Genomic DNA, 20358 nt, shown 5'->3' with positions numbered 1-20358 from the left:
CACCTGAGAAAAGCCCGAGGGCCCCGCCGCCCGGAAACCGGGATGCGGGGCCCTCGTGAAGTGGCCGGAAGGGGTGGCCGGAAGGTCAGAAGCGGCGGGTGATGAGTGCGCGCTTCACTTCCTGGATCGCCTTCGTGACCTCGATACCGCGCGGGCAGGCGTCCGTGCAGTTGAACGTCGTGCGGCAACGCCACACGCCGTCCTTGTCGTTGAGGATCTCCAGACGCTGCTCGCCGCCCTCGTCACGCGAGTCGAAGATGAAGCGGTGCGCGTTGACGATCGCGGCCGGGCCGAAGTACTGGCCGTCGTTCCAGAACACCGGGCAGGACGACGTGCACGCGGCGCAGAGGATGCACTTCGTGGTGTCGTCGAACCGCTCGCGGTCCTCGGCGGACTGCAGACGCTCGCGCGTCGGCTCGTTGCCGTTGGTGATGAGGAAGGGCATCACGTCGCGGTACGCCTGGAAGAACGGGTCCATGTCGACCACGAGGTCCTTGAGGACCGTGAGGCCCTTTATGGCCTCGATCAGGATCGGCTTGTCCGGGTTGATGTCCTTGATCAGCGTCTTGCAGGCGAGCCTGTTCTTGCCGTTGATCCGCATCGCGTCCGAACCGCAGACCCCGTGCGCGCACGAGCGGCGGAAGGTCAGCGTGCCGTCGAGCTCCCACTTGATCTTGTGGAGGGCGTCGAGCACGCGCTCCTTCGGGTCGATCTCGACCGCGAAGTCCTGCCACTGCGCCTCGTCCGAGATCTCCGGGTTGAACCGGCGGATCCGGAAGGTGGCCGTGATGAACGGCGTGTCGGCGAAGCCGGCCTCCGGCTTGCCGGCCCCGGCCTTGTCAGCGTCGTTGATGGTTGGGGTAGCCATTAGTACTTACGCTCCATCGGCTGGTAGCGGGTCTGGACGACCGGCTTGTAGTCGAGCCGGATCGACTCGGAGCCGTCGTCGCCCACCTCGCGGTACGCCATGGTGTGGCGCATGAAGTTGACGTCGTCGCGGTTCGGGAAGTCCTCGCGGTAGTGACCGCCGCGGGACTCCTTGCGCGCCAGGGCGGACGTCGCCATGACCTCGGCGAGGTCCAGCAGGTTGCCCAGCTCGATCGCTTCGAGGAGGTCGGTGTTGAACCGGCGGCCCTTGTCCTGGACGGACACGTTCAGATAGCGCTCGCGCAGCTCGGCGATCTTCTCGACCGCCGTCTTGATCGTCTGCTCGGTGCGGAACACCATCACGTTGGCGTCCATGCACTCCTGGAGCTCCGTGCGCAGCACGGAGACCCGCTCGGTGCCGGTGGCGTCACGCAACCGCTCGACCTGGGCCTCGACCTGCGCGGCCGGGTTCTCGGGAAGCTCGGCGAAGCCGTGCTTCGCCGCGTACTCGGCGGCCGCGATACCCGACCTGCGCCCGAAGACGTTGATGTCGAGCAGCGAGTTGGTGCCCAGACGGTTGGCGCCGTGCACCGAGACGCAGGCGACCTCGCCGGCCGCGTACAGGCCGGGCACGACCGTGGTGTTGTCCGCGAGGACCTCACCCTGGACGTTGGTCGGGATGCCGCCCATGGCGTAGTGCGCGGTGGGCTGGATCGGGATCGGGTCCGTGTACGGCTCGATGCCCAGGTACGTACGCGCGAACTCCGTGATGTCCGGGAGCTTGGCGTCCAGCTGCTCCGGCGGGAGGTGCGTCAGGTCGAGGTACACGTGGTCACCGGCGGGTCCGCAGCCGCGGCCCTCCCGGATCTCCGTGTAGATGGATCGGGACACGACGTCACGGGACGCGAGGTCCTTCATGACCGGCGCGTACTTCTCCATGAAGCGCTCGCCGTCCTTGTTGCGGAGGATGCCGCCCTCACCACGGGCGCCCTCCGTCAGCAGGATGCCCATGCGCCAGATGCCCGTCGGGTGGAACTGGAAGAACTCCATGTCCTCCAGGGGCAGACCGCGCCGGTAGCAGGCGGCCTGGCCGTCACCGGTCAGGGTGTGCGCGTTCGACGTGACCTTGAAGAACTTGCCGGTGCCGCCGGACGCGTAGATCACGGACTTCGACTGGAAGACGTGGATCTCGCCGGTCGCCAGCTCGTAGGCCACGACGCCCGCGGAGGTCTTGACGCCGTCCACCTCGACCAGCAGCTGGTCCAGGACGTAGAACTCGTTGAAGAACTCCACACCCTCCTTGACGCAGTTCTGGTAGAGGGTCTGGAGGATCATGTGGCCGGTGCGGTCAGCGGCGTAGCACGCACGGCGGACCGGGGCCTCACCGTGGTTGCGCGAGTGGCCGCCGAAACGGCGCTGGTCGATCTCCCCGGCGGGCGTCCGGTTGAACGGCAGGCCCATCTTCTCCAGGTCGAGGACCGCGTCGATGGCCTCCTTCGCCAGGATCTCGGCGGCGTCCTGGTCGACCAGGTAGTCGCCGCCCTTGATCGTGTCGAAGGTGTGCCACTCCCAGTTGTCCTCCTCGACGTTGGCGAGGGCCGCGGCCATGCCGCCCTGGGCGGCACCGGTGTGGGAGCGGGTCGGGTAGAGCTTCGTCAGCACGGCGGTGCGGCTGCGCTTCGTCGACTCGATGGCCGCGCGCATACCGGCCCCGCCGGCGCCGACGATGACGGTGTCGTACTTGTGGATCTTCATGATGAAAGCGCCTCGGTCCCGGGCTTCTAGGAGATGTTCGGGTCGAAGGTGAAGATCACCAGCGTGCCCAGCAGGATGGTGAACACCGTGGCGGTGTACAGCAGGCCCTTGAGCCACAGGCGCGTGCCGACGCGCTCCGCGTAGTCATTGATGACGGTACGGAGGCCGTTGGCGCCGTGAAGCATCGCCAGCCAGAGCATGGTGAGGTCCCAGCCCTGCCAGAACGGAGAGGCCCAGCGGCCCGCCACGAAGGCGAAGCCGATCTTGCTCACCCCGCCGTCGAGCACCAGCTGGATCAGCAGGTGGCCGAGGACCAGGACGACCAGGACGATCCCGGAGAGGCGCATGAACAGCCAGGCGTACATCTCGAAGTTGCCGCGTGTGGTCTTCGGCGTCTTCTTGGTGCGCTGGCGCGGGGCCTCGATGAGCGGCGCGGGGTGGTCGGCGTCGAAGAGGGAGACACCCTCGACGGGGCCGACAGCGGCGGAGGTCTCAGCAGACATTCAGTCCTCAGCTCCCGAACAGTTCGCGTGCGGCGTGGCCGAGTACGGGGTAGATGGCCCCGATCATCAGCAGGACCCAGATGCCCACGACAGACCACAGCATCTGCTTCTGGTGGCGCGGGCCCTTGGACCAGAAGTCCACGGCGATGATGCGCAGGCCGTTCAGAGCGTGGAAGAGGATCGCTGCGACAAGGCCGTACTCAAGGACGCCCACGATCGGCGTCTTGTAAGTAGCGATGACCTTGTCGTAGTCCTCGGGGGAAATACGGACGAGAGCAGTGTCCAGGACGTGTACGAACAGGAAGAAGAAGATGAGGACGCCGGTGACTCGATGAGCCACCCAGGACCACATACCTTCCCGGCCGCGGTACAGCGTTCCAGCCGGCACGGAAAAACCCTCCGGGAGCGGGGGACGGGGGTCATGCCGCCAGCTTCTCTCGCTGAGAGGAGCTGTGTCGGTCTGGCCCGGCCGGGTACGGTCCACCGGCCCTGGCCATCGTAGCGACGACTTGTCGGTTCCTTCGCGCGGGGGGTTCCGGTGTGATCAAACAGGCAATCAAACAGCCACGGACGGGCTACCGGCGTGGCCCGTATCCGCCACAAGACGGGTGATTCGTCCCCGGGCGAGGCGGCGTAGCTCGTCGGCGGCGACCACTCGCTCCTCGTCGGGCTCGTGCGAGAGCCGGGAACGGATGCTCGCGAGCACCTGGTCGAGGTGCTCGGACGGGCGGAAGGCGTCGAGGCAGATCACGAAGGGGTGGCCGAAGCGGCTCTCGTACGCGGCATGCGCGGCGCTCAGCGCGGTGTGGGCGGCCCGCGGGGCCCTGCCGTGGAGCGGCCCGGACGCCGGTTCGCCCGCCAGGGCCTGGCAGAGCTCGGCCGGGGACAGGTCGTAGCTCGCCTCGTCACATGCGGCGAGCAGCGCCGTCAGGTCGGGGTAGGGGCGGTGTGCGGCCAGCCGCCGGGCCCACCGGGGGCTGCCGCAGCAGCCGAGCAGTGCGCTCTCGGCGGTGCCGGCGGGTGCAGAGTTGAACCGGTGGAGACCGGACGGGCCACGGTTCTGCGCGGGTATGGCTGCGCGTGCCGGGCCGTCTGTTCTGTGGTGAAGTGACGGCGGTCGCATCGGAGGGCCGGCGTGGGACTCGCTGGACAGCGTGGGCTCCTCGAACACGACAGGAGGGTCGGATGACGGCGGTGAATGAGCCGCAACGCTATCGATGTGCAGAGTTAAGTGTCCGACGGATGCGCGATTTTCACCCGGAAGGGAGAGTTTCAAGGCGCGTGATGGACGAATTGGCTGGCATTTCACCCTCACCTTCACCCTCGCCCAGCCGTGCACGGGAGGTTTCGGACTGATGAAAAGACTCAACGCACCGGTTCTCGCCGTGGGCCTGACCGCCACGGTTGCCGCGGTCGCGCTGGCCGTCACGGTCTGGCCGGACGACGACACGTACGGCGGCAGCGGCCCCGCCGGCCGCGGCTCGGCGGTGACGGCCCCCTCGTCCGACCCGTCGGCGACGAACTACCCGCTGTCGCCGGCGCCCCGTGCCATCCCGTCGGTACGCGAACACGGCCCGGCGCGCGGTCCCGGCTGGCGCCCGCAGAAGGGCTCCCGGGTCCTGGTGGACAAGGGGTGCAAGGGCCTCACCGACGAGGGCAGGCTCCTCTCGCACGAACTGAAGATCGGCTACGCGTACGGCGGCACCGCCCGCGCGGGCGATATCGAGCTCGCTCTGAAGCCGGACAAGAAGGCCCCCCGCGAGTCGTACACCCTCAGCGCCCGCGACAACCGGGTCACGATCACCGGTCCCGACGAGGCCGGGGTCTTCTACGGGACCCGGACCCTCAAACAGTCCGTGCAGGCCGACGGGAAGGTGCCCGAGGGCGTCGTGCACGACAAGCCTGCCAGCGCGCAGCGCCGGTTCAACCTGGACATCGCCCGTAAGCCGTTCGACGCCGCCTGGATCGAGGACCGGCTGCGCGAGATGGCCGACCTCAAGCTGAACCAGCTGGGGCTGCACTTCTCGGACGACCAGGGCTTCCGTATCGAGTCCACGTCGCACCCCGAGGTCGTCTCCCCCGACCACCTCACCACGGCGCAGGTCCACCGGATCGTCTCGCTCGCCTCCAGCCTGCACATCACCGTCGTCCCGGAGATCGACTCGCCCGGACACCTGGGGGCGGTGATCAAGGCGCACCCGGACCTCCAGCTGAAACAGGCCGACGGCACCCCCGTCAAGGGCGCGGTCGACGTGTCGAACCCGAAGGCGGCGCAGATCGTCGACTCGCTGCTGCGCGAGTACATGAAGCTCTTCCCCGGCCCGTACTGGAACGTCGGCGGTGACGAGTACCAGGCGCTGACGGTGAAGGACCCGGAAGCGTCCTTCCCGCAGCTGGCCGCCCTGGCCCGGAAGAAGTACGGCGCGAAGGGCACGGTCCAGGACCTGGCGGTGGCGTGGCTGAACGACCGGGCCGCGGTCGTCAGCAAGGCGGGCAGGACACCGCAGGCGTGGAACGACGGGTTCTTCCGCGGCGGGGTGGCGAAGGCCGACAAGAACATCCAGGTGGAGTACTGGACGGGCAAGGAGTTCGGGGCCCGGCCGCCCGAGGAGTATCTGGCCGCGGGGCAGCGGGTGGTGAACCTCAACGACGAGTACCTCTACTACGTACTCGGCCAGCCCAACGACTTCACCTATCCGACGGGCAAGCGGATCTACGAGCAGTGGACCCCGCGGGTGGTGCGCGGCACCAAGGCGGTTCCCGCCAAGTACGCGCACCTCATCGACGGCGGCGGGTTCGCCGTCTGGGGCGACTTCCCGAACGCCCAGACCCCGGCGCAGGTCGCCGCGGGCATCCGGATGCCGCTGCGGGCGACGGCCCAGAAGCTCTGGAACCCGGACAAGCCGGCGCTGACGTGGACACAGTTCACGTCGCTGGCGGCGAAGCTGGGCTGACTGGACCGTACGGACGCGGCCCTCGGGACCCCGCCCCGGGGGCCGCAGCCGTGCCCGGCCCCCGGTGGCCCGGGTGCCGCTCCCCCTAACGGATGCATCGGCCGAGCCCCAGGGCGGCCGGGAGACGTGCAGGTCAGAGGGCTTGGGGCGGCCGGACGGGTGTTACGCAAGGTGACGTAGCGATTGCGTAGTGTATCCCTCCGTTTGCACGGTGGCGGTGAGTACTTCCCACTTCCCGCACCTCCGAAAGGAACGCTTTCCATGCGCATGTCCCCGAAGGCCGGTCTCCTCGTCTCGTCCGCCGTCTGCGGCGCCCTCACCCTCGGCGTGGCGGGCCCGGCGGCCTACGCGGCGGCCGACCACGCCCCCGCGGCCCGCCCCGCGAGCGCCCCGGCCGTCCCCGTGCCGGGCGCCGACAAGCTCGCGAACCAGGCGAAGCTGCTGGGCGTAGCCGGCGGTGTCCTGAAGCCGGTGACGGACCTGGTCAACGGCGTGCTGAAGGCCCCGGGCGGCAAGCTCCCCGCCGCGGAGGCCGCCAAGCTGGCCGACCCGGTCAAGGCCGCCCTTGCGAAGGTCGGGGAAGCCGCCCCCGCGGCGCCCGCGGCCCCCGGCATTCCGGGCGGCGTGACCGGGGTGTCCGGCGCGCCCGCCGCACCCGACCCGGGTGTCGCTCTCAAGGCGAAGGCGGCGGCCGACCTCCAGACCAAGGTCAACACCCTCGTCAAGGCGGCCGCCACCGGCACGCCCGCCAAGGTCGCTGCGGCGTCCCAGTCCGTGCTCACCTCCCAGGTGAACGTCCTGACCGCCATCCTGCTCGGCGGCGGTCTCCCGGCCCCGAACCTGCCGGGTCTCCCGAAGCTTCCGACGGTGCCCGGGGTCGCCCAGCTGCCTGCCACGCCGGGCGCCTGACCGGCCCGGGTCCGGACCGGGCCCGGGCGAGCGGGCGGACCCGGGCCCGCGTGCGAGAGGCCCGCGGCGCCCCGCGAAGGCGCCGCGGGCCTCTCGGTGCCGGTGCGTCCGAGTCGGTGCGTCCGAGGCGGTGCGTCCGAGGCGGTGCGTCCGGATTCGGTACATCGGGCCGGGTCGCGGAGTGCGGGTTCCGGGTGGAGCCGGGGCGGTTCCGGGGTGAGGTTCGGCCCTCCGCGCGCGGCGGTGCCCGGCGGGCCGTAGCGTCCAGGGATGGACTTCAACATCACCGCGCAGGAAGAGGCTCTGCTCCTGCGGATCCGCGAGCACCTGCACGCGGGCAGCACCCCCCGCGAGGACGACCTCGTCGCCGAGCTCGGCGACGAGGTGCGGGGGCAGGTGCGCAGTCTGGGCGAGCGCGGCTGGCTCGTCGTGCGGCCCGCACCGGACGGCACCTTCTACGTCGAGGGCCTGTCGTCCCTCGCGGAGTCGGCCCTGTCCAACCGGCGGGACGTGGGCGACCAGTAGGCGCCGGGCCCCCGGCGTACCCCGGACCGCCGGCCGTCAGACGAGCAGCCGCAGCAGGTGCGCGCAGGCGTCCGGCTCCGTGTCGTACCGGCCGATGACCTCGGACAGGCCGCGTTCGTACGCACCGGTCTCCCACGCCGCGCCGTCCTCGGTCCGCTTCAGATAGAGGAAGTCGGTGGGCGTGGGGACCGGTTCATGGACCCCCTCGATCCGGTAGTAGCCGTCGGGCACCCCGGCGTCGCGCAGCGCGGCCCGCAGTTCGTGGCGGTCCATGGGCCGGTGCTACTCGCCGGCCACTGCGGCCTGGGCGAGGTAGTGGTGGTCGAGCAGCCACTTCACGTTCAGCCGCTGGCCCTCACCCGGGTTCAGGAACACCGGGTCGAGCTTGATCTGCTGCCCGTTGCCGGGCTGCTCGAACCACGGCGCGATGCCGCCCTGCCACACCCAGAACGGCTTGGCCACCCGGTAGACGTGGTAGTCGCAGGGCACTGCGGCGTCACGGGTGTTGAGGCTCTGCGGGGGCAGCGCGCGCTTGGCGTACGAGTCGCCCGCGGGCGCCAGGTAGGAGCCGTACTCGGAGCCGAAGCGGTCCAGGCGCTCGCCCGTGCGCAGCTTCTCGGGCTCCTTGTCCACCTGCCCGTTGACCTCCTTGAACCCGTCGTTCGGCGGGTACTTCCAGCTGCCCGAGTCCGCTGGCCCCTCCCAGTACTTCTTCAGGAAGTCCCCGGACGACAGCTTCCCGGTCCGGTGGTAGCCCTTGAGCAGCGGACCCACCGGCTTCTCGTGCTTCGACGGCAGCCACTGCGGCCCGAGCCGGGCCTCCTCCCGGAACTGCCCCGAGCAGGGGGCTTGCTGCGGCCGGGAGGCCGCCGACCGGTCCGGGTGCTGCTGCGGAGCGGTGCTCGCGGCTGCGGGCGCCGCCGCGGTCGCGGCGGTGACGGTCAGCGCGGCGAGAACGGTGCGAATGCGGTTCACTCAAGGTCCCCTTGTGTTCCGAAACCCGGCTGGGCTGTATCACGCACGGTAGCGGATCAGTCACCATCTGCGGGGCGGGACGGCGGAGTCGCCCGCTGTACGGGCCGCTGTCCGTGGGGAGCGCGTTGTCTGGTGAGGTGCGCGGGGGCGTATGCGCCGGATGAGCTGACGGGGTGTGTTTTGTCCGGTTTTGGCAAAGTGGCGAAGGTTCTCCTGACATCGGAACCCGCTCGGTTCAGAGTGTGGGGGTCCGGCACAGAGCCGGAAGTTCATCTGCACCATGCGTGGGCCGACCGGCGCACGCATGCCCTGATCTGGGGGTTCCATGTCGTCTTTGTCTTCAGGTTCCCGTCTCGCCGCAGCTGTTCTGGCCTCCGGGGCCCTGCTGGCCGCCGCCTTCCCGGCAGCGGCCGCCGACCACCACCACGCCCCGCGCCATGAGCGCGCGGCCGTGGTGGTGGGCGCCGTCCACCACGTCGACAGCCACAGCCGCGGGCACCACCGCGGCAACCGGCTGGACGCGGAGTGGATCACCGTCACCAACAACTCCCGCCGGGCCGTGGAACTGCGCGGCTGGACGCTGACCGACGCGCAGCACCACTCGTACCGCTTCCACGCGCTGCGGCTCGGCGCGTACAAGTCGGTCAAGGTCCACACCGGCCACGGCCGCGACACCTGGAACGACGTCTACCAGAACCGGCGCTCGCCGATCTGGGACCGCGTCGACACCGCGACCCTGCGCGACGCGCGCGGTCACGTCGTGGACATCGAGCGTCTGGGCAACCGTCACCAGCACCACTGACGGTTGAGGTGACACCAGGTGCGCCGCGAGTGGGCCCGCTCGCGGCGCACTGCTGTGTGCTCTCCCGCGCGGCCGGCGGGACGGGCGGTGTGGCGGCCGGGCCTGTCGTGCCGGTGAGGGGAACGGGGGAGGGTGGCGCAGCAGCGGGGGCGCCGGGCACGATCGCGGCGGGTGCCCGGGCGGTGACGACCCGTGGACGCGCTCCGCTTCGGCGTCGAGGCCGAGTAGGTGGCCCAGTTCCTCGTCAGCGAAGCGTGCTTGCGCCATCGGCGCGGCACCGGCCGACTCCCGCAGGGTGAGCGCCTGCCCGGTCAGCACCCCCTTATCGCCGGGAACCCTTTCGGCTACGGAGGGGCAACTGATGGCCAGGACTGTGGTCGATCTGGACGAGGAGATCGTCGAGCAGGCGATGCGCTGTGCGGCGTGAAGACGACGCCGCCGCAGTGCGGACGGCGATGGAGGAAGGGGTGAAGCTGCGGCTGCGCCGGGAGCTGTTCGATGCCATTGACGAGGTGAGTTCGAGGACACGTTCGCGGAGATCCGGTCACAGACGGGACCGCGGAATCCGGACGGCTCGCTGAAGCGCGGAGGCGGGACCTCGGCGGCGTGAAGGGGCCCCACCTCCTCGACAAGTCCGCGCTGGCCCGCCGGGGCAAGCCGACGGTGCGGGCGCGGCTGGACGCGCTGGCCCGCGACGGGCTCCTGGCGGTGAGCGCCCCGACCGAGTACGAGGATCTGTACTCGGCGCGCGGGAAGCCCGAGGCGCTGCGACTGCGTGCCCTGCTCCGCGGCTTCGACCACGTGCCCTGCAGAGACGAGGAGTTCGAGCGGGCACTCCAGATCCAGGCCCTGGTGGCCCTGAACTCCGGCTTTCACCGGGCGCTGTCGCTGGCCGGCGTCCTCATCGCTGCAACCGCCGCGCGGCATCGGGCCACGGTCCTGCACTACGACGGCGACCTCGGCATGATCGCCTCCTTGAGCGGGCTGCGAGCCGAGTGGGTCGTGGAGCCCGGCACAGCCGACTGAGCCGGAAACGTACATGCCGTCCTGCGCGTGCCTCGACGAGTGAGGGCAGAGCGTTCTCGTCGCGGGCCGGGCCGTCCCGGGTCTGCTCAAGGCGTGGTGCTGTGCTGGGACCGCGCCCACCTTCCCGCGGGGTCAGAGCCTTGTGGTGGAGTTCCCGCTGCAACGTGAGCGGATGAATGTGGTGTTACGCCGCCTGTCTCGGTAGCGCACTCCGTGCCCGACTTCGCGCCCCATTCAGCAGGGTGCCGAATCAAGGCAGGTTCAATCCACTGCGCATTGGTCAGGGCCCGGGCCGGGCGATGGAACGACGACCGGGGCCGCCACCCCCCACAGGAGAGGCCCCGGTCGTCATCCGCGGGAGCCGCGGTACGGTCCCGTATCTCTCTCAGCGCCGGGCATGCGTTTTCTGTCACACCGCGCAGAGTCAGCGCGTTGTCGCAGGTCGTACAAGTCGTGGACGCGGACCGGGCACAGGCCGTAGCGTGACGGATTGCGCAAAGCGGCGCGGCAGTGGCGACCAGCTGCACAGCGGGGGAGCGGTGCGGCAGGACAGGTTGAGGGAGTGCTGGGGGACGACGCGGAGCTGACCACCGCGGTGCTCGCGGCACAGGACGGGGACGAGGACGCCTTCCGGACTGTGTACCGCGCGGTGCACCCGCGGCTGCTCGGGTATGTACGGACGCTGGTCGGCGATCCGGACGCCGAGGACGTCACGTCCGAGGCGTGGCTGCAGATCGCCCGCGACCTCCGGCGGTTCAGCGGCGACGCGGACCGGTTCCGTGGCTGGGCGGCCCGGATAGCCCGTAACCGCGCGCTCGATCACATACGGATGCGGGGCAGGCGCCCCGCGGGCGGCGGTGACGAGTCCGAACTGGCGGCGGAGCCGGGTGACTCGGACACCGCGGGAGAAGCCATCGAAGCCCTGGCCACCGGCCGTACGATGCGGCTCATCGCCCAGCTCCCGCAGGACCAGGCCGAAGCGGTGGTGCTGCGGGTGGTCGTCGGGCTGGACGCGAAGAGCGCGGCCAGAGCGCTCGGCAAACGGCCCGGTGCGGTACGGACCGCCGCGCACCGCGGGCTGAAGAAGCTTGCCGAACTGCTCGGCCCCGAGGTGGGCCCGCACGGACTCGACGCCGTACCCACGCAGCGCTCCCCACGCGAAGGGTCGAAGCAGGAGAGGCCGAAGCAGGAGAGGCCGAAGGGCGAGGGGTCGAAAGCCGCGGTCGGTGTGACGCATTCGCGTCCGTGGACGCAGAAGGACATGTGATGGCCGACGAGCGGTGCGAATGGCTTGACAAGGACACGGCTGAGCGGTTGCTGAGCGGTGGCCCTGTCGGCGCCGTCGACGATCACGCGAGGGCGCAGGCCGCGCGGCTGCACGCCGCGCTGGATGGTGCGGCCCCGTCCGCCGACTGGGCCGAGGCCGATGAATTTCCCGGCGAGAAAGCGGCGTTGGAGGCGTTCCGGCTGGCCAGGGACGGCGGCGCGGACGCACTCGGACCGGTACGGCGTACGGCAGAGGCGCAGGGACCGGTACGGGCCGCCGGCCGTTGGGGCCGACCGGTGCGGTTCAGCGTCGCCGCCCTGGTGGCGGGCTGTGCGCTGAGCGGGGTGGCGGTCGCCGCGGGGACCGGCATGCTGCCTTCGCCCTTCGGCCACAGCGAACCGATGCCCGCCTCGTCCGTTTCGTCCGCCGCGACACCGCGGCCGCTCATCTCCGGCTCCTCCTCCGGTACGTCCACCAGCGCCTCGCCGGGGCCGGACAGCAGCAGCCACGGCAGTGGGGAATCCGCCCCCGGACAGCACGGCCCGCGGACCTCGCCCCCGGCGAGCCGGCCCGGCGGCGATGGGGGCGACGGGGACAGCGGCACGGGCGAGGCCAGTCGGCGCGGGACCCCGTCGGGAGGCACCGGGCACGGGCCCGGCGCCGGGAACCGGGGCGAGCCGACGCCGTCCGGAGGCAGTCACCAGCCGGGCGCCGGGGTGTTGCACAAGCTGGCCGCGGCCTGCCGTGACTACCGCGCGGGGCGGGTCGACGGCGGGCGCAGACGGGCTCTGGAGTCGAAGGCCGGCGGCGCGGCGAACGTCGAGAAATTCTGCGGGCGGGTGCTGGGCGCCGGTGGCTCCAAGGGCCACCGGGTCTCGTTCACGCCCTCGACCCCGCTCACCCCCGCCCCGCCTGCCACGTCCCCCGCACCCTCGCCCTCCCTGTCCCCCGGCCCCTCGCCCTCGCCGACCCTCGCCTTCCCGGCTTCGCCCTCACCGGGCGACGGGAACGGCGCAGCGACAACGGCGAACGGCTGAGGGGCTCGCCGGAGAAACGGCTGGCGGTCTCGTCGGCGAACGGCTGACGTGCTCGCCGGGGAAACGACTGACGTGCTCGCCGGAACCGGCTCCGCCGCCGTGACTGCTCGGCCTTCGTCGCCGTACCGATCCGTCCTGCCGCAGTGACCGACCCGGCTCCACCGCCGTACCGATCCGCTCCGCCGCAGTGACCGATCCGCAGGTGTGACACTTTCCGGGAGCCCGGCGCAGTAGAGAGTGAGCCGACTGGTCATCGGCCGCGTGTGAGCCGGGGTTCCCCCCGTACCTTCGGCTCCGCGCACCCGGCGCGGGTGGGTTACGTTCCCCCGGACCCACCCGCGCCCCCAATCCCTCCGAGGAGTTCCCGAGAACTCCCGGGAACTCCCGGGCTTTCTTCGCTCCTCGCGCCTCGTCCCGGGTGATTCCCCCTCCGGGCGTCGCGAAGCCCATGCTGTGAGCAAGGTCCCAGCGTGTGTGTCTCCACCCGCTGCGCCCCCACCGCTACAGTCCGTCGCGAGAACCAGGACTTACTGCTAGGTAACTCTCCGGCTGAGCGGCTTTTCCTGGTGGGCACCCTTTCAACGCGGGAGGCAGCAGCAGATGGCACGCGAAACCGGCAGCGACCGGCTGACCGAGAGCGGACTTCCGATCGATCCGGTGTACGGGCCCGGCGCGCAGGTCGGCTGGGACCCCGCCGAGAAGCTGGGCGAGCCCGGCGCGTACCCCTTCACCCGGGGCGTGTATCCGTCGATGTACACGGGCCGGCCGTGGACCATGCGCCAGTACGCCGGTTTCGGTACGGCCACCGAGTCCAACGCCCGCTACAAGCAGCTCATCGCCCACGGGACGACGGGTCTGTCCGTCGCGTTCGACCTGCCGACACAGATGGGCCACGACAGCGACGCCGCCATCGCGTCGGGGGAGGTCGGGAAGGTCGGGGTCGCGATCGACTCGCTCGACGACATGCGGGTGCTGTTCGGCGGGATCCCGCTGGACCAGGTCTCCACGTCGATGACGATCAACGCCCCGGCGGCGCTGCTCCTGCTGATGTACCAACTGGTCGGCGAGGAACAGGGCGTAGCCGCCGACCGGCTGACCGGGACCATCCAGAACGACGTCCTGAAGGAGTACATCGCGCGCGGGACGTACATCTTCCCGCCCAAGCCCTCGCTGCGGCTGATCGCGGACATCTTCAAGTACTGCCGGGCCGAGATCCCCCGCTGGAACACCATCTCCATCTCCGGTTACCACATGGCGGAGGCGGGGGCCTCGCCCGCGCAGGAGATCGCGTTCACGCTCGCCGACGGCATCGAGTACGTACGGACCGCCGTCGCCGCCGGGATGGACGTGGACGACTTCGCACCGCGCCTCTCCTTCTTCTTCGTCTCGCGCACGACGCTCCTCGAAGAGGTCGCCAAGTTCCGTGCGGCACGCAGGATCTGGGCCAGGGTGATGCGCGAGGAGTTCGGCGCGCGGAACCCCAAATCGCTGATGCTGCGCTTCCACACGCAGACCGCGGGCGTCCAGCTCACCGCCCAGCAGCCCGAGGTCAACCTGGTGCGCGTCGCCGTCCAGGGGCTCGCCGCGGTCCTCGGCGGTACGCAGTCACTGCACACCAACTCCTTCGACGAGGCCATCGCCCTGCCCACGGACAAGTCGGCCCGGCTGGCCCTGCGCACTCAGCAGGTCCTCGCGTACGAGACCGATGTCACCGCCACGGTCGACCCGTTCGCCGGCTCGTACGTCATGGAGGCGATGACCGACGACGTGGAAGCGGCGGCCCTCGCACTGATGGAACGGGTCGAGGACATGGGCGGCGCGGTGAGCGCCATCGAGAACGGCTTCCAGAAGAGCGAGATCGAGCGCAGCGCCTACAAGATCGCGCAGGAGACCGACAGCGGCGAACGGGTCGTGGTCGGTGTCAACCGCTACCAGCTCGACACCGAGGAACCGTACGAACCGCTGCGCGTCGACCCGGCCATCGAGGCCCAGCAGGCGGCCCGGCTGGCCGCGCTGCGCGCCGACCGCGACCAGCCGGCCGTGGATGCCGCGCTCGCCGCGCTGAAGAAGGCCGCCGGCGGCACGGACAACGTCCTGTACCCGATGAAGGAGGCGCTGCGGGCACGGGCCACGGTCGGCGAGGTCTGTAACGCGCTGCGGGACGTGTGGGGGACGTACGTACCGGTCGACGCTTTCTGAGGTGCTGAGGTGCTGAGGTGCTGAGGTGCTGAGGTGCTGAGGTGCTGAGGGCCGCTTCGGGGTTTCGAGGTTTCCCCGCGGTTTCCGGGCTCTCCGGGGTGCTGAGGGTCACTCCCGGACTGTCATACCCGCGTGCGAGACTCGGTCCATGCTCGGTGTCACGGATCTCCCGACCTATCTCGCCGGCCTTGCGCTGATCATTCTGCTGCCGGGCCCCAACTCGCTGTATGTGCTCTCGGTCGCCGCCCGGCGCGGCGTCCGCACCGGATACACGGCGGCCGCCGGGGTGTTCTGCGGGGACACCGTGCTGATGACCCTCTCCGCCGCGGGAGTAGCCTCGCTGCTCCAGGCCAACCCGCTGCTGTTCGGCCTGGTGAAGTACGCGGGCGCCGGTTACCTGACGTATCTGGCGTTCGGCATGGTCCGCACGGCCCGCGCTCTCTGGCGCGACCGGCGCGACCGGCGCGACCGGAGCGAGGGGGCCGCGGAGACCACCGGCGCTACCGCGGAGACCACCGGCGAGCAGACGACCGCGCTGGAGCGGCCGTACCGCAGGGCCCTGGTGGTCAGCCTGTTCAACCCGAAGGCGATCCTCTTCTTCATCTCGTTCTTCGTGCAGTTCGTCGACCCGCACTACGCCTACCCGGCGCTCTCCTTCGTGGTGCTCGGCGGGCTGGCGCAGCTGGCGAGCTTCCTCTACCTCACCCTGCTGATATTCGGCGGCACCCGCCTCGCCGCCGCCTTCCGGCGCCGCAGGCGTCTCTCCGCCGGGATGACGACGGCGGCGGGCGCGCTCTTCCTGGGCTTCGCGGTGAAGCTCTCGCTCAGCAGCGTCTGAGGCAGCAGTCTGAGGTAGCAGAGCAAGCCGCTTCACAGCCCGCCCCTTCACAGCCCCTTCTGATTGCCGCGTCACCGCCGGGGTTTGTTCGCGAACACCCAACGGTTGCCCTGCAGTGCGTCGTTCGGCTCGGGCAGCGGGCCGCGGCCGTGGCGATGAGTGAATTCGAAGGGGGTGTGGACCGATGTGGACCAGCCCCTGCTCCCCAGGCGACCCGCGGAGTCGGGTCGCGGCGCCCGGTCGAACAGGTCGAGCAGGTCGATGCCGATCTGCTGTTTCGTGGAGGTGTAGAGCGGGCTGTCGCGGTGTTCCAGCAGGTCCTTGTCGAGCTTGACCTCGAACCCCAGGGCGCTTCCCCCGGTGCTCAACCGGTCCACCGTGTCGATGAGGTGGGTCTCGGCGGTGACGGGCAGGTAGAACAGCAGCCCCTCGGCCAGCCACACGCTGGGCGCCGCCGGGTCGAAGCCCGCGCCGGTCAGTGCTCCGGCCCAGTCGGCACGCAGGTCGACGGGGGTTGGTACGCGCGTGGCCTTCGGGGCGGCCGCCAGCCCGTCGAGCACCTGGTGTTTGAAGGCCAGTACGCCTTCTCTGTCGATCTCGAAGATCACGCAGCCGGGAGGCCAGTCGAGCCGGAAGGCCCGCGTATCCAGCCCGGCGCCGAGCAGGACGACTTGACGGGCGCCCCCCTCGCGAACCGACCGCAGCAGGAAATCGTCCAGGACCCGCGTCCGCAGGCCGAAGTAGCGGGCGAAACGTCCCCACAGCGGGTCCGCGTCCCCGTCCGGGACCTGCCGCAGGCGGACTGGCCAGTCCGCGCACGCCGGTGCGGCGCGCACGAAGTGCTCCGCGTAGACGTCCTGCGCCAGGCTGTCGTCGCGGTGAGTCTCGATCGCCCGTGCCGCGGCGACCAGGAGAGCGGTCAGACCGACACCCCCCGCTACGCCCTCCGCACTGGTGCTCCGATGTGCTGTGCCGGTCATGCGTCCTCCGTTGGTACGAGCAGGGACCACGAAAAGCGGGAAACAGGGATCACGCACCGGTCGGTCGGCCGCTCGGCCAACCGGTCGGGCGGGAGGGCAGCGGGGCGCTCACCACCCCCGCCCCTTCCCCTACGGAATCAGGACGGGTTTCACCACGCGGCCAGCGTCGCAGTCGCGTTCGGCCTCGTTGATGTCGGCGAGCGGGTACGTACGGATCAGCTGGTCGAAAGGGAAGAGCCCGGACTGCCACAGCCCGGTCAGCCGTGGAATCAGCAGGCCTGGTACCGCGTCCCCCTCACAGATGTGGGAGATCCTCCGGCCCCGGTCGAGCGCCCCCGGGTCGAGTGGCAGCGTGGTGTGGAGCCGTGCCACCAGACCGAGGTGGCCGGTCGGGCGGAGGGCCCTGAGTGCGTCGTTGATCAGCCGGACGGAGCCCGTGGTGTCCAGGGCGTACCGCGCACCGCCGTCGGTGAGTCGCCGGATGCGGTCGGCCAGGCCGGGCGACGCGACGTCCAGCGGGATCGCGCCCAGCCGCTCGGCGAGGGCCAGCCGTTCCGGGTGCCGGTCGACGGCCACGGTCACCGCTCCGGCCGCGCCGGCCGCCATCACCGCGGCCAGGCCCACCGCGCCCGCGCCGAACACCGCGAGTGTGTCACCGGGGCGGACGCCGAAGGAGTTGAGGACCGCTCCGGCGCCGGTGAGGAATCCGCAGCCGAGCGGCCCGAGGAGTTCGACGGGCAGCGAGGGATCGACCCGTACGGCGTTGCGGGCGGGGACCATCGCGTACTCGGCGAACGAGGACTGGCCGAACCACCGGGGGGCCAGTGCGTTCCCGGCCGCGTCGGTGAACCGGCCCGCGTTCTCCTCGCGTCCGCCGAAGAGGTTCAGCGAGGCGAAGGAGTCGCAGTAGGCGGGGGCCGCGCCCGTGCAGTTCCGGCAGTGCCCGCAGGAGTCGAAACTCAGCACGACATGGTCGCCGCTGCTCAGGCCGGTGGCCGGGCCGCCGGTCCCCACCACGACTCCGGCCCCTTCGTGGCCGAGCACGGCAGGCAGCGGTGAGCGGCCGGCCGAACGACGGACCGCGAGATCGGTCCGGCACATCCCGCAGCCGGCGATCCTGACCAGGATCTCGCCGTCGGCCGGTCCGGTGTTCAGGGCCACCTCCTCCAGGGCGAAGCGGCTCTCGTACGAGCGCAGTACCGCCGCCCCGAACCGCGTCGTCACGCTTCCTCCGGGCGGTGCACGACGAACGGCCTGAGGTTTCCGTACAGCCCCCACGGCCCGCCCGCGACGCCGACTCCACTCTCCTTGATGCCCGCGAAGGGCTGGGCGAGAGAGATTTCGGCGTGGTGGTTGATCCAGGCCGTGCCGCACTCCAGCCGCCCGGCCACCTCCTCGGCCCGGTCGAGGTCGGCCCCCCATACCGAGCCGCCAAGACCGAACCCGGTGCCGTTGGCCGCATCGACGGCTTCGTCGAGGTTGCTGTACGGCAGTACCGGCAGGACCGGTCCGAACTGTTCGCCCGTCACCAGCGGCCCGGCGGGCGGGACATCGGACAGAACGGTCGGGGCGAAGAAGTAGCCCGGCCGGTCCAGCCGGTGGCCACCGGCCGCGGCCCTGGCGCCGTCCGCCAGGGCCTGGGCCGTGTAGCTCTCGACCCGTGCCAGTTGCGGGGCGTTGTTGACCGGCCCCAGCTGCGTGCCCGGATCGAGCCCGGCCCCGACGACGACGGTTTTGGCATGGTGCGCGAGGGCCTCGACCACCTGGGAGTGGAGCCGGGCCGGGGCGTAGACCCGCTTGACCGCCATGCAGACCTGCCCGCAGTTGCGGAACGCCGCCCAGAACAGCCGTTCCGCGATCCGCTCCACCTCCACGTCGTCCAGCAGGACGGCGGCGTCGTTGCCGCCCAGTTCCAGGGTGACCCGCGCGAGCGAGGCGGCCGCGCCCGCCGCGACGGCCCGCCCGGTGGGCACCGAACCGGTGAAGGTCACATGACGGATCCCCGGGTGGGCCGCGAGGCGGGCGCCGAGGGGTTCGTGACCGGTGACGACCGTCAGTACCCCCTCCGGGAGCGCGGTGGACATGACGGACGCCAGCAGCCGGGTGGCGAGGGGGGTGTACGGGGAGGGCTTGAGCACCACCGTATTGCCCGCGGCGAGCGCGGGCGCGAACTTCGCCGACGCAAGCTGAAGAGGGAAGTTCCACGGGACGATCGCGGCGACGGGCCCGAGCGGTCGCCAGTGGACCTCGCTGCGTACCGGCCGGCCGTCCGTGATCTTCTGCGGCCCCGGGAGCGGCTCGGCGAAGTAGCGCAGCCGGGCCGCCGCGCGGGCGACCTCGGCGTACGAATCGGCCAGGGGTTTGCCCTGTTCACGGGTGAGCAGCGGGGCGAGCCGGGCCCCGGCCGTCTCCACGGCGTCGGCAGCCGTGAACAGCGCCTTGGAGCGGGTTATGGGGTCGGCCCGCCAGCCGAGCCAGGCCTCGTGAGCCTGCTCGACGACGGCGTCCAGCTCGTCCGGCTGCTGGTCGGGGGCCTCGGCGAAGGGCGTACCCGTCGCAGGATCGAGGACGGCGAAGCACTCACTGCGTGGCGCCGGCGCGCGACCGGGTCTGCTGGTCGGCATGCCGGCGGTCAGTTCGCGGTGACGGTGGTCGCCGCGTATTCCCGGGCATGCCGGTCCATCTCGGCCCGGAAGGCGGCCACCAGGTGCGGCTGGATCCTTCCCGTCCTGCGGTCACCTCCCTCGCAGACCGCACCGCGTACCCCCACGATGTCCGTGCCGATACGGGTCAGCGCACCGAGATCACCAACCTTGACACTCCCTGCGAGTGCGGCGAGCAGACCGGCCCCGTGGGCCAGCCCGACGAACTCCGCGCAGACGTCGGTCGGGACATGGTCGAAGAGCCGTGTCCCGTCCTTGATCGCGGTGTCGAGCATGGCCGCGTCGCAACCGGACCGGCGGGCGATGTCGGGCAGCGAGAGCGGGTTGACGCAGCCGATGCGGTGGGCGTCGGCGTACCCCGAAGCGACCACGAACGCGTCCGGCCTGTAGTCCTTCACCGCCCTGACCACCCCGCACATGACATCGACGGCCTGCTCGGGCGTCGTGCATCCGTAGAGGCCGACCTTGATGTACGTGGCCCCGGAGACAGCTGCGCCGAGCGCCGCCTGGGCCACCGTGCCGGGCTTGTACGGTGCGTCTCCCACCGTGGCGGACACCGGCTTGTCCGCGGGGACCGCATCACGGATCTCCCTGATGACCCAGGGGAAGTTCGCGCCGAGCGAGCCCTCTTCGGGCCTTTTGACATCGACGATGTCGAGGTGTTCCGCCGCCTTCACACAGTCGCGGGCCTCTTCGACACTGTCGGGGGAGATGAGAAGCAACAACGTGGGTTCCTTCCACCGCATGTCCACCTGCCGAGGACAGGTATGCGGAGTCGCTGGATCCTCGAGCACGTGCGGTCCGCTCATCATTACGGCGGCCCGTCGTGCCGGGGAGGGCGCGCGGAGTACCGGACGGATCATTGCCCCCAACCCCGCACGCCCCCAGCGCACGGCCACGACGGTTAGCGTCGTGCTCCGCGGTGAAGCGTGGTGCCACGCGGCAGGCAAGGATCCGCGGCCCGGCGGTATCGGCGGCCGCGCCGAGGGCCGACGGATGTCCCCAGCGCGGGGCAGGCGCGTCGAACCGTACGAAGACCAGAGCCAGGGCTACAGCCG

At 70.8% G+C, this 20358-nt stretch carries 20 protein-coding genes; 9 read left to right on the top strand and 11 right to left on the bottom strand.

The genetic code is table 11. From position 1 onward, the window contains the following. Positions 1 to 85 precede the first annotated feature (85 nt). From OG452_RS12720 to OG452_RS12700, 5 genes are all read right to left on the bottom strand, one after another. Positions 86 to 868, bottom strand: coding sequence for a succinate dehydrogenase iron-sulfur subunit (locus OG452_RS12720; RefSeq protein ID WP_327295747.1), 783 nt, complete (start codon positions 866 to 868; stop codon positions 86 to 88). Continuing rightward, complete coding sequence (gene sdhA / locus OG452_RS12715) at positions 868 to 2622, bottom strand: succinate dehydrogenase flavoprotein subunit (RefSeq protein WP_327295746.1); 1755 nt, start codon at positions 2620 to 2622, stop codon at positions 868 to 870. The genes OG452_RS12720 and sdhA overlap by 1 nt, the downstream gene beginning before the upstream one ends. A gap of 26 nt (positions 2623 to 2648) precedes the next feature. Then, complete coding sequence (locus OG452_RS12710) at positions 2649 to 3125, bottom strand: succinate dehydrogenase hydrophobic membrane anchor subunit (protein ID WP_327295745.1); 477 nt, start codon at positions 3123 to 3125, stop codon at positions 2649 to 2651. Between the two features lie 7 nt (positions 3126 to 3132). Continuing rightward, positions 3133 to 3513 (bottom strand): succinate dehydrogenase, cytochrome b556 subunit, encoded by a 381-nt coding sequence (sdhC, locus tag OG452_RS12705; protein WP_164258559.1) that lies wholly within the window; start codon positions 3511 to 3513, stop codon positions 3133 to 3135. Between the two features lie 168 nt (positions 3514 to 3681). Then, on the bottom strand, positions 3682 to 4248 hold the full coding sequence (locus OG452_RS12700; protein ID WP_405565558.1) for a 2-oxo-4-hydroxy-4-carboxy-5-ureidoimidazoline decarboxylase: 567 nt from the start codon (positions 4246 to 4248) through the stop codon (positions 3682 to 3684). Positions 4249 to 4480: 232 nt separating this feature from the next. On the opposite strand from OG452_RS12700, the gene OG452_RS12695 reads away from it, so the two are divergent. From OG452_RS12695 to OG452_RS12685, 3 genes are all read left to right on the top strand, one after another. Continuing rightward, complete coding sequence (locus OG452_RS12695; RefSeq protein ID WP_327295743.1) at positions 4481 to 6079, top strand: beta-N-acetylhexosaminidase; 1599 nt, start codon at positions 4481 to 4483, stop codon at positions 6077 to 6079. A 261-nt stretch (positions 6080 to 6340) separates the two neighbouring features. Then, positions 6341 to 6988, top strand: coding sequence for a hypothetical protein (locus OG452_RS12690; protein WP_327295742.1), 648 nt, complete (start codon positions 6341 to 6343; stop codon positions 6986 to 6988). Between the two features lie 270 nt (positions 6989 to 7258). Continuing rightward, entirely contained in the window at positions 7259 to 7513 is a 255-nt protein-coding gene (locus OG452_RS12685; RefSeq protein ID WP_327295741.1) for a hypothetical protein, read from the top strand. 36 nt (positions 7514 to 7549) lie between these two features. Here OG452_RS12685 and OG452_RS12680 read toward each other — a convergent pair whose 3' ends face one another. Next, positions 7550 to 7786, bottom strand: coding sequence for a hypothetical protein (locus OG452_RS12680; protein WP_327295740.1), 237 nt, complete (start codon positions 7784 to 7786; stop codon positions 7550 to 7552). A gap of 9 nt (positions 7787 to 7795) precedes the next feature. Beyond that, the gene (locus OG452_RS12675) at positions 7796 to 8488 is read right to left on the bottom strand and encodes a TNT domain-containing protein (protein ID WP_327295739.1); all 693 of its coding nucleotides are present in this window, start codon (positions 8486 to 8488) and stop codon (positions 7796 to 7798) included. Between the two features lie 325 nt (positions 8489 to 8813). Between OG452_RS12675 and OG452_RS12670 the strand changes: the two genes are divergently transcribed. From OG452_RS12670 to leuE, 6 genes are all read left to right on the top strand, one after another. Further along, a complete protein-coding gene (locus OG452_RS12670) occupies positions 8814 to 9290 on the top strand; it encodes a lamin tail domain-containing protein (protein WP_442810000.1) in 477 nt (158 codons plus the stop codon). Positions 9291 to 9896: 606 nt separating this feature from the next. Beyond that, entirely contained in the window at positions 9897 to 10316 is a 420-nt protein-coding gene (locus OG452_RS12665; protein WP_327295737.1) for a PIN domain-containing protein, read from the top strand. A 562-nt stretch (positions 10317 to 10878) separates the two neighbouring features. Continuing rightward, complete coding sequence (locus OG452_RS12660; RefSeq protein ID WP_327295736.1) at positions 10879 to 11583, top strand: RNA polymerase sigma factor; 705 nt, start codon at positions 10879 to 10881, stop codon at positions 11581 to 11583. Next, a complete protein-coding gene (locus OG452_RS12655) occupies positions 11583 to 12620 on the top strand; it encodes a hypothetical protein (RefSeq protein ID WP_327295735.1) in 1038 nt (345 codons plus the stop codon). The genes OG452_RS12660 and OG452_RS12655 overlap by 1 nt, the downstream gene beginning before the upstream one ends. 600 nt (positions 12621 to 13220) lie before the next feature. Beyond that, positions 13221 to 14819: an acyl-CoA mutase large subunit family protein gene (locus tag OG452_RS12650; protein ID WP_327295734.1), complete on the top strand. Its 1599-nt coding sequence runs from the start codon at positions 13221 to 13223 to the stop codon at positions 14817 to 14819. A gap of 148 nt (positions 14820 to 14967) precedes the next feature. Beyond that, entirely contained in the window at positions 14968 to 15657 is a 690-nt protein-coding gene (gene leuE / locus OG452_RS12645; RefSeq protein WP_327295733.1) for a leucine efflux protein LeuE, read from the top strand. Positions 15658 to 15728: 71 nt separating this feature from the next. Here leuE and OG452_RS12640 read toward each other — a convergent pair whose 3' ends face one another. The 4 genes from OG452_RS12640 to OG452_RS12625 form a co-directional block, all read right to left on the bottom strand. After that, positions 15729 to 16637: a class I SAM-dependent methyltransferase gene (locus OG452_RS12640; RefSeq protein WP_327295732.1), complete on the bottom strand. Its 909-nt coding sequence runs from the start codon at positions 16635 to 16637 to the stop codon at positions 15729 to 15731. Between the two features lie 129 nt (positions 16638 to 16766). Next, positions 16767 to 17861, bottom strand: a complete 1095-nt coding sequence (locus OG452_RS12635; RefSeq protein WP_327295731.1) for an NAD(P)-dependent alcohol dehydrogenase — start codon at positions 17859 to 17861, stop codon at positions 16767 to 16769. Then, on the bottom strand, positions 17858 to 19261 hold the full coding sequence (locus OG452_RS12630) for an aldehyde dehydrogenase family protein (RefSeq protein WP_327295730.1): 1404 nt from the start codon (positions 19259 to 19261) through the stop codon (positions 17858 to 17860). Before OG452_RS12630 ends, OG452_RS12635 begins: the two co-directional genes overlap by 4 nt. Positions 19262 to 19269: 8 nt before the next feature. Then, complete coding sequence (locus tag OG452_RS12625) at positions 19270 to 20046, bottom strand: (5-formylfuran-3-yl)methyl phosphate synthase (RefSeq protein WP_327295729.1); 777 nt, start codon at positions 20044 to 20046, stop codon at positions 19270 to 19272. Positions 20047 to 20358: the final 312 nt, after the last annotated feature.

It is taken from the genome of Streptomyces sp. NBC_01197 (assembly GCF_036010505.1).
Lineage (GTDB): Bacteria > Actinomycetota > Actinomycetes > Streptomycetales > Streptomycetaceae > Streptomyces.
The sequence above is the reverse complement of the archived record's forward strand: the minus strand, read 5'-3'. Positions and strand labels throughout refer to the sequence as shown.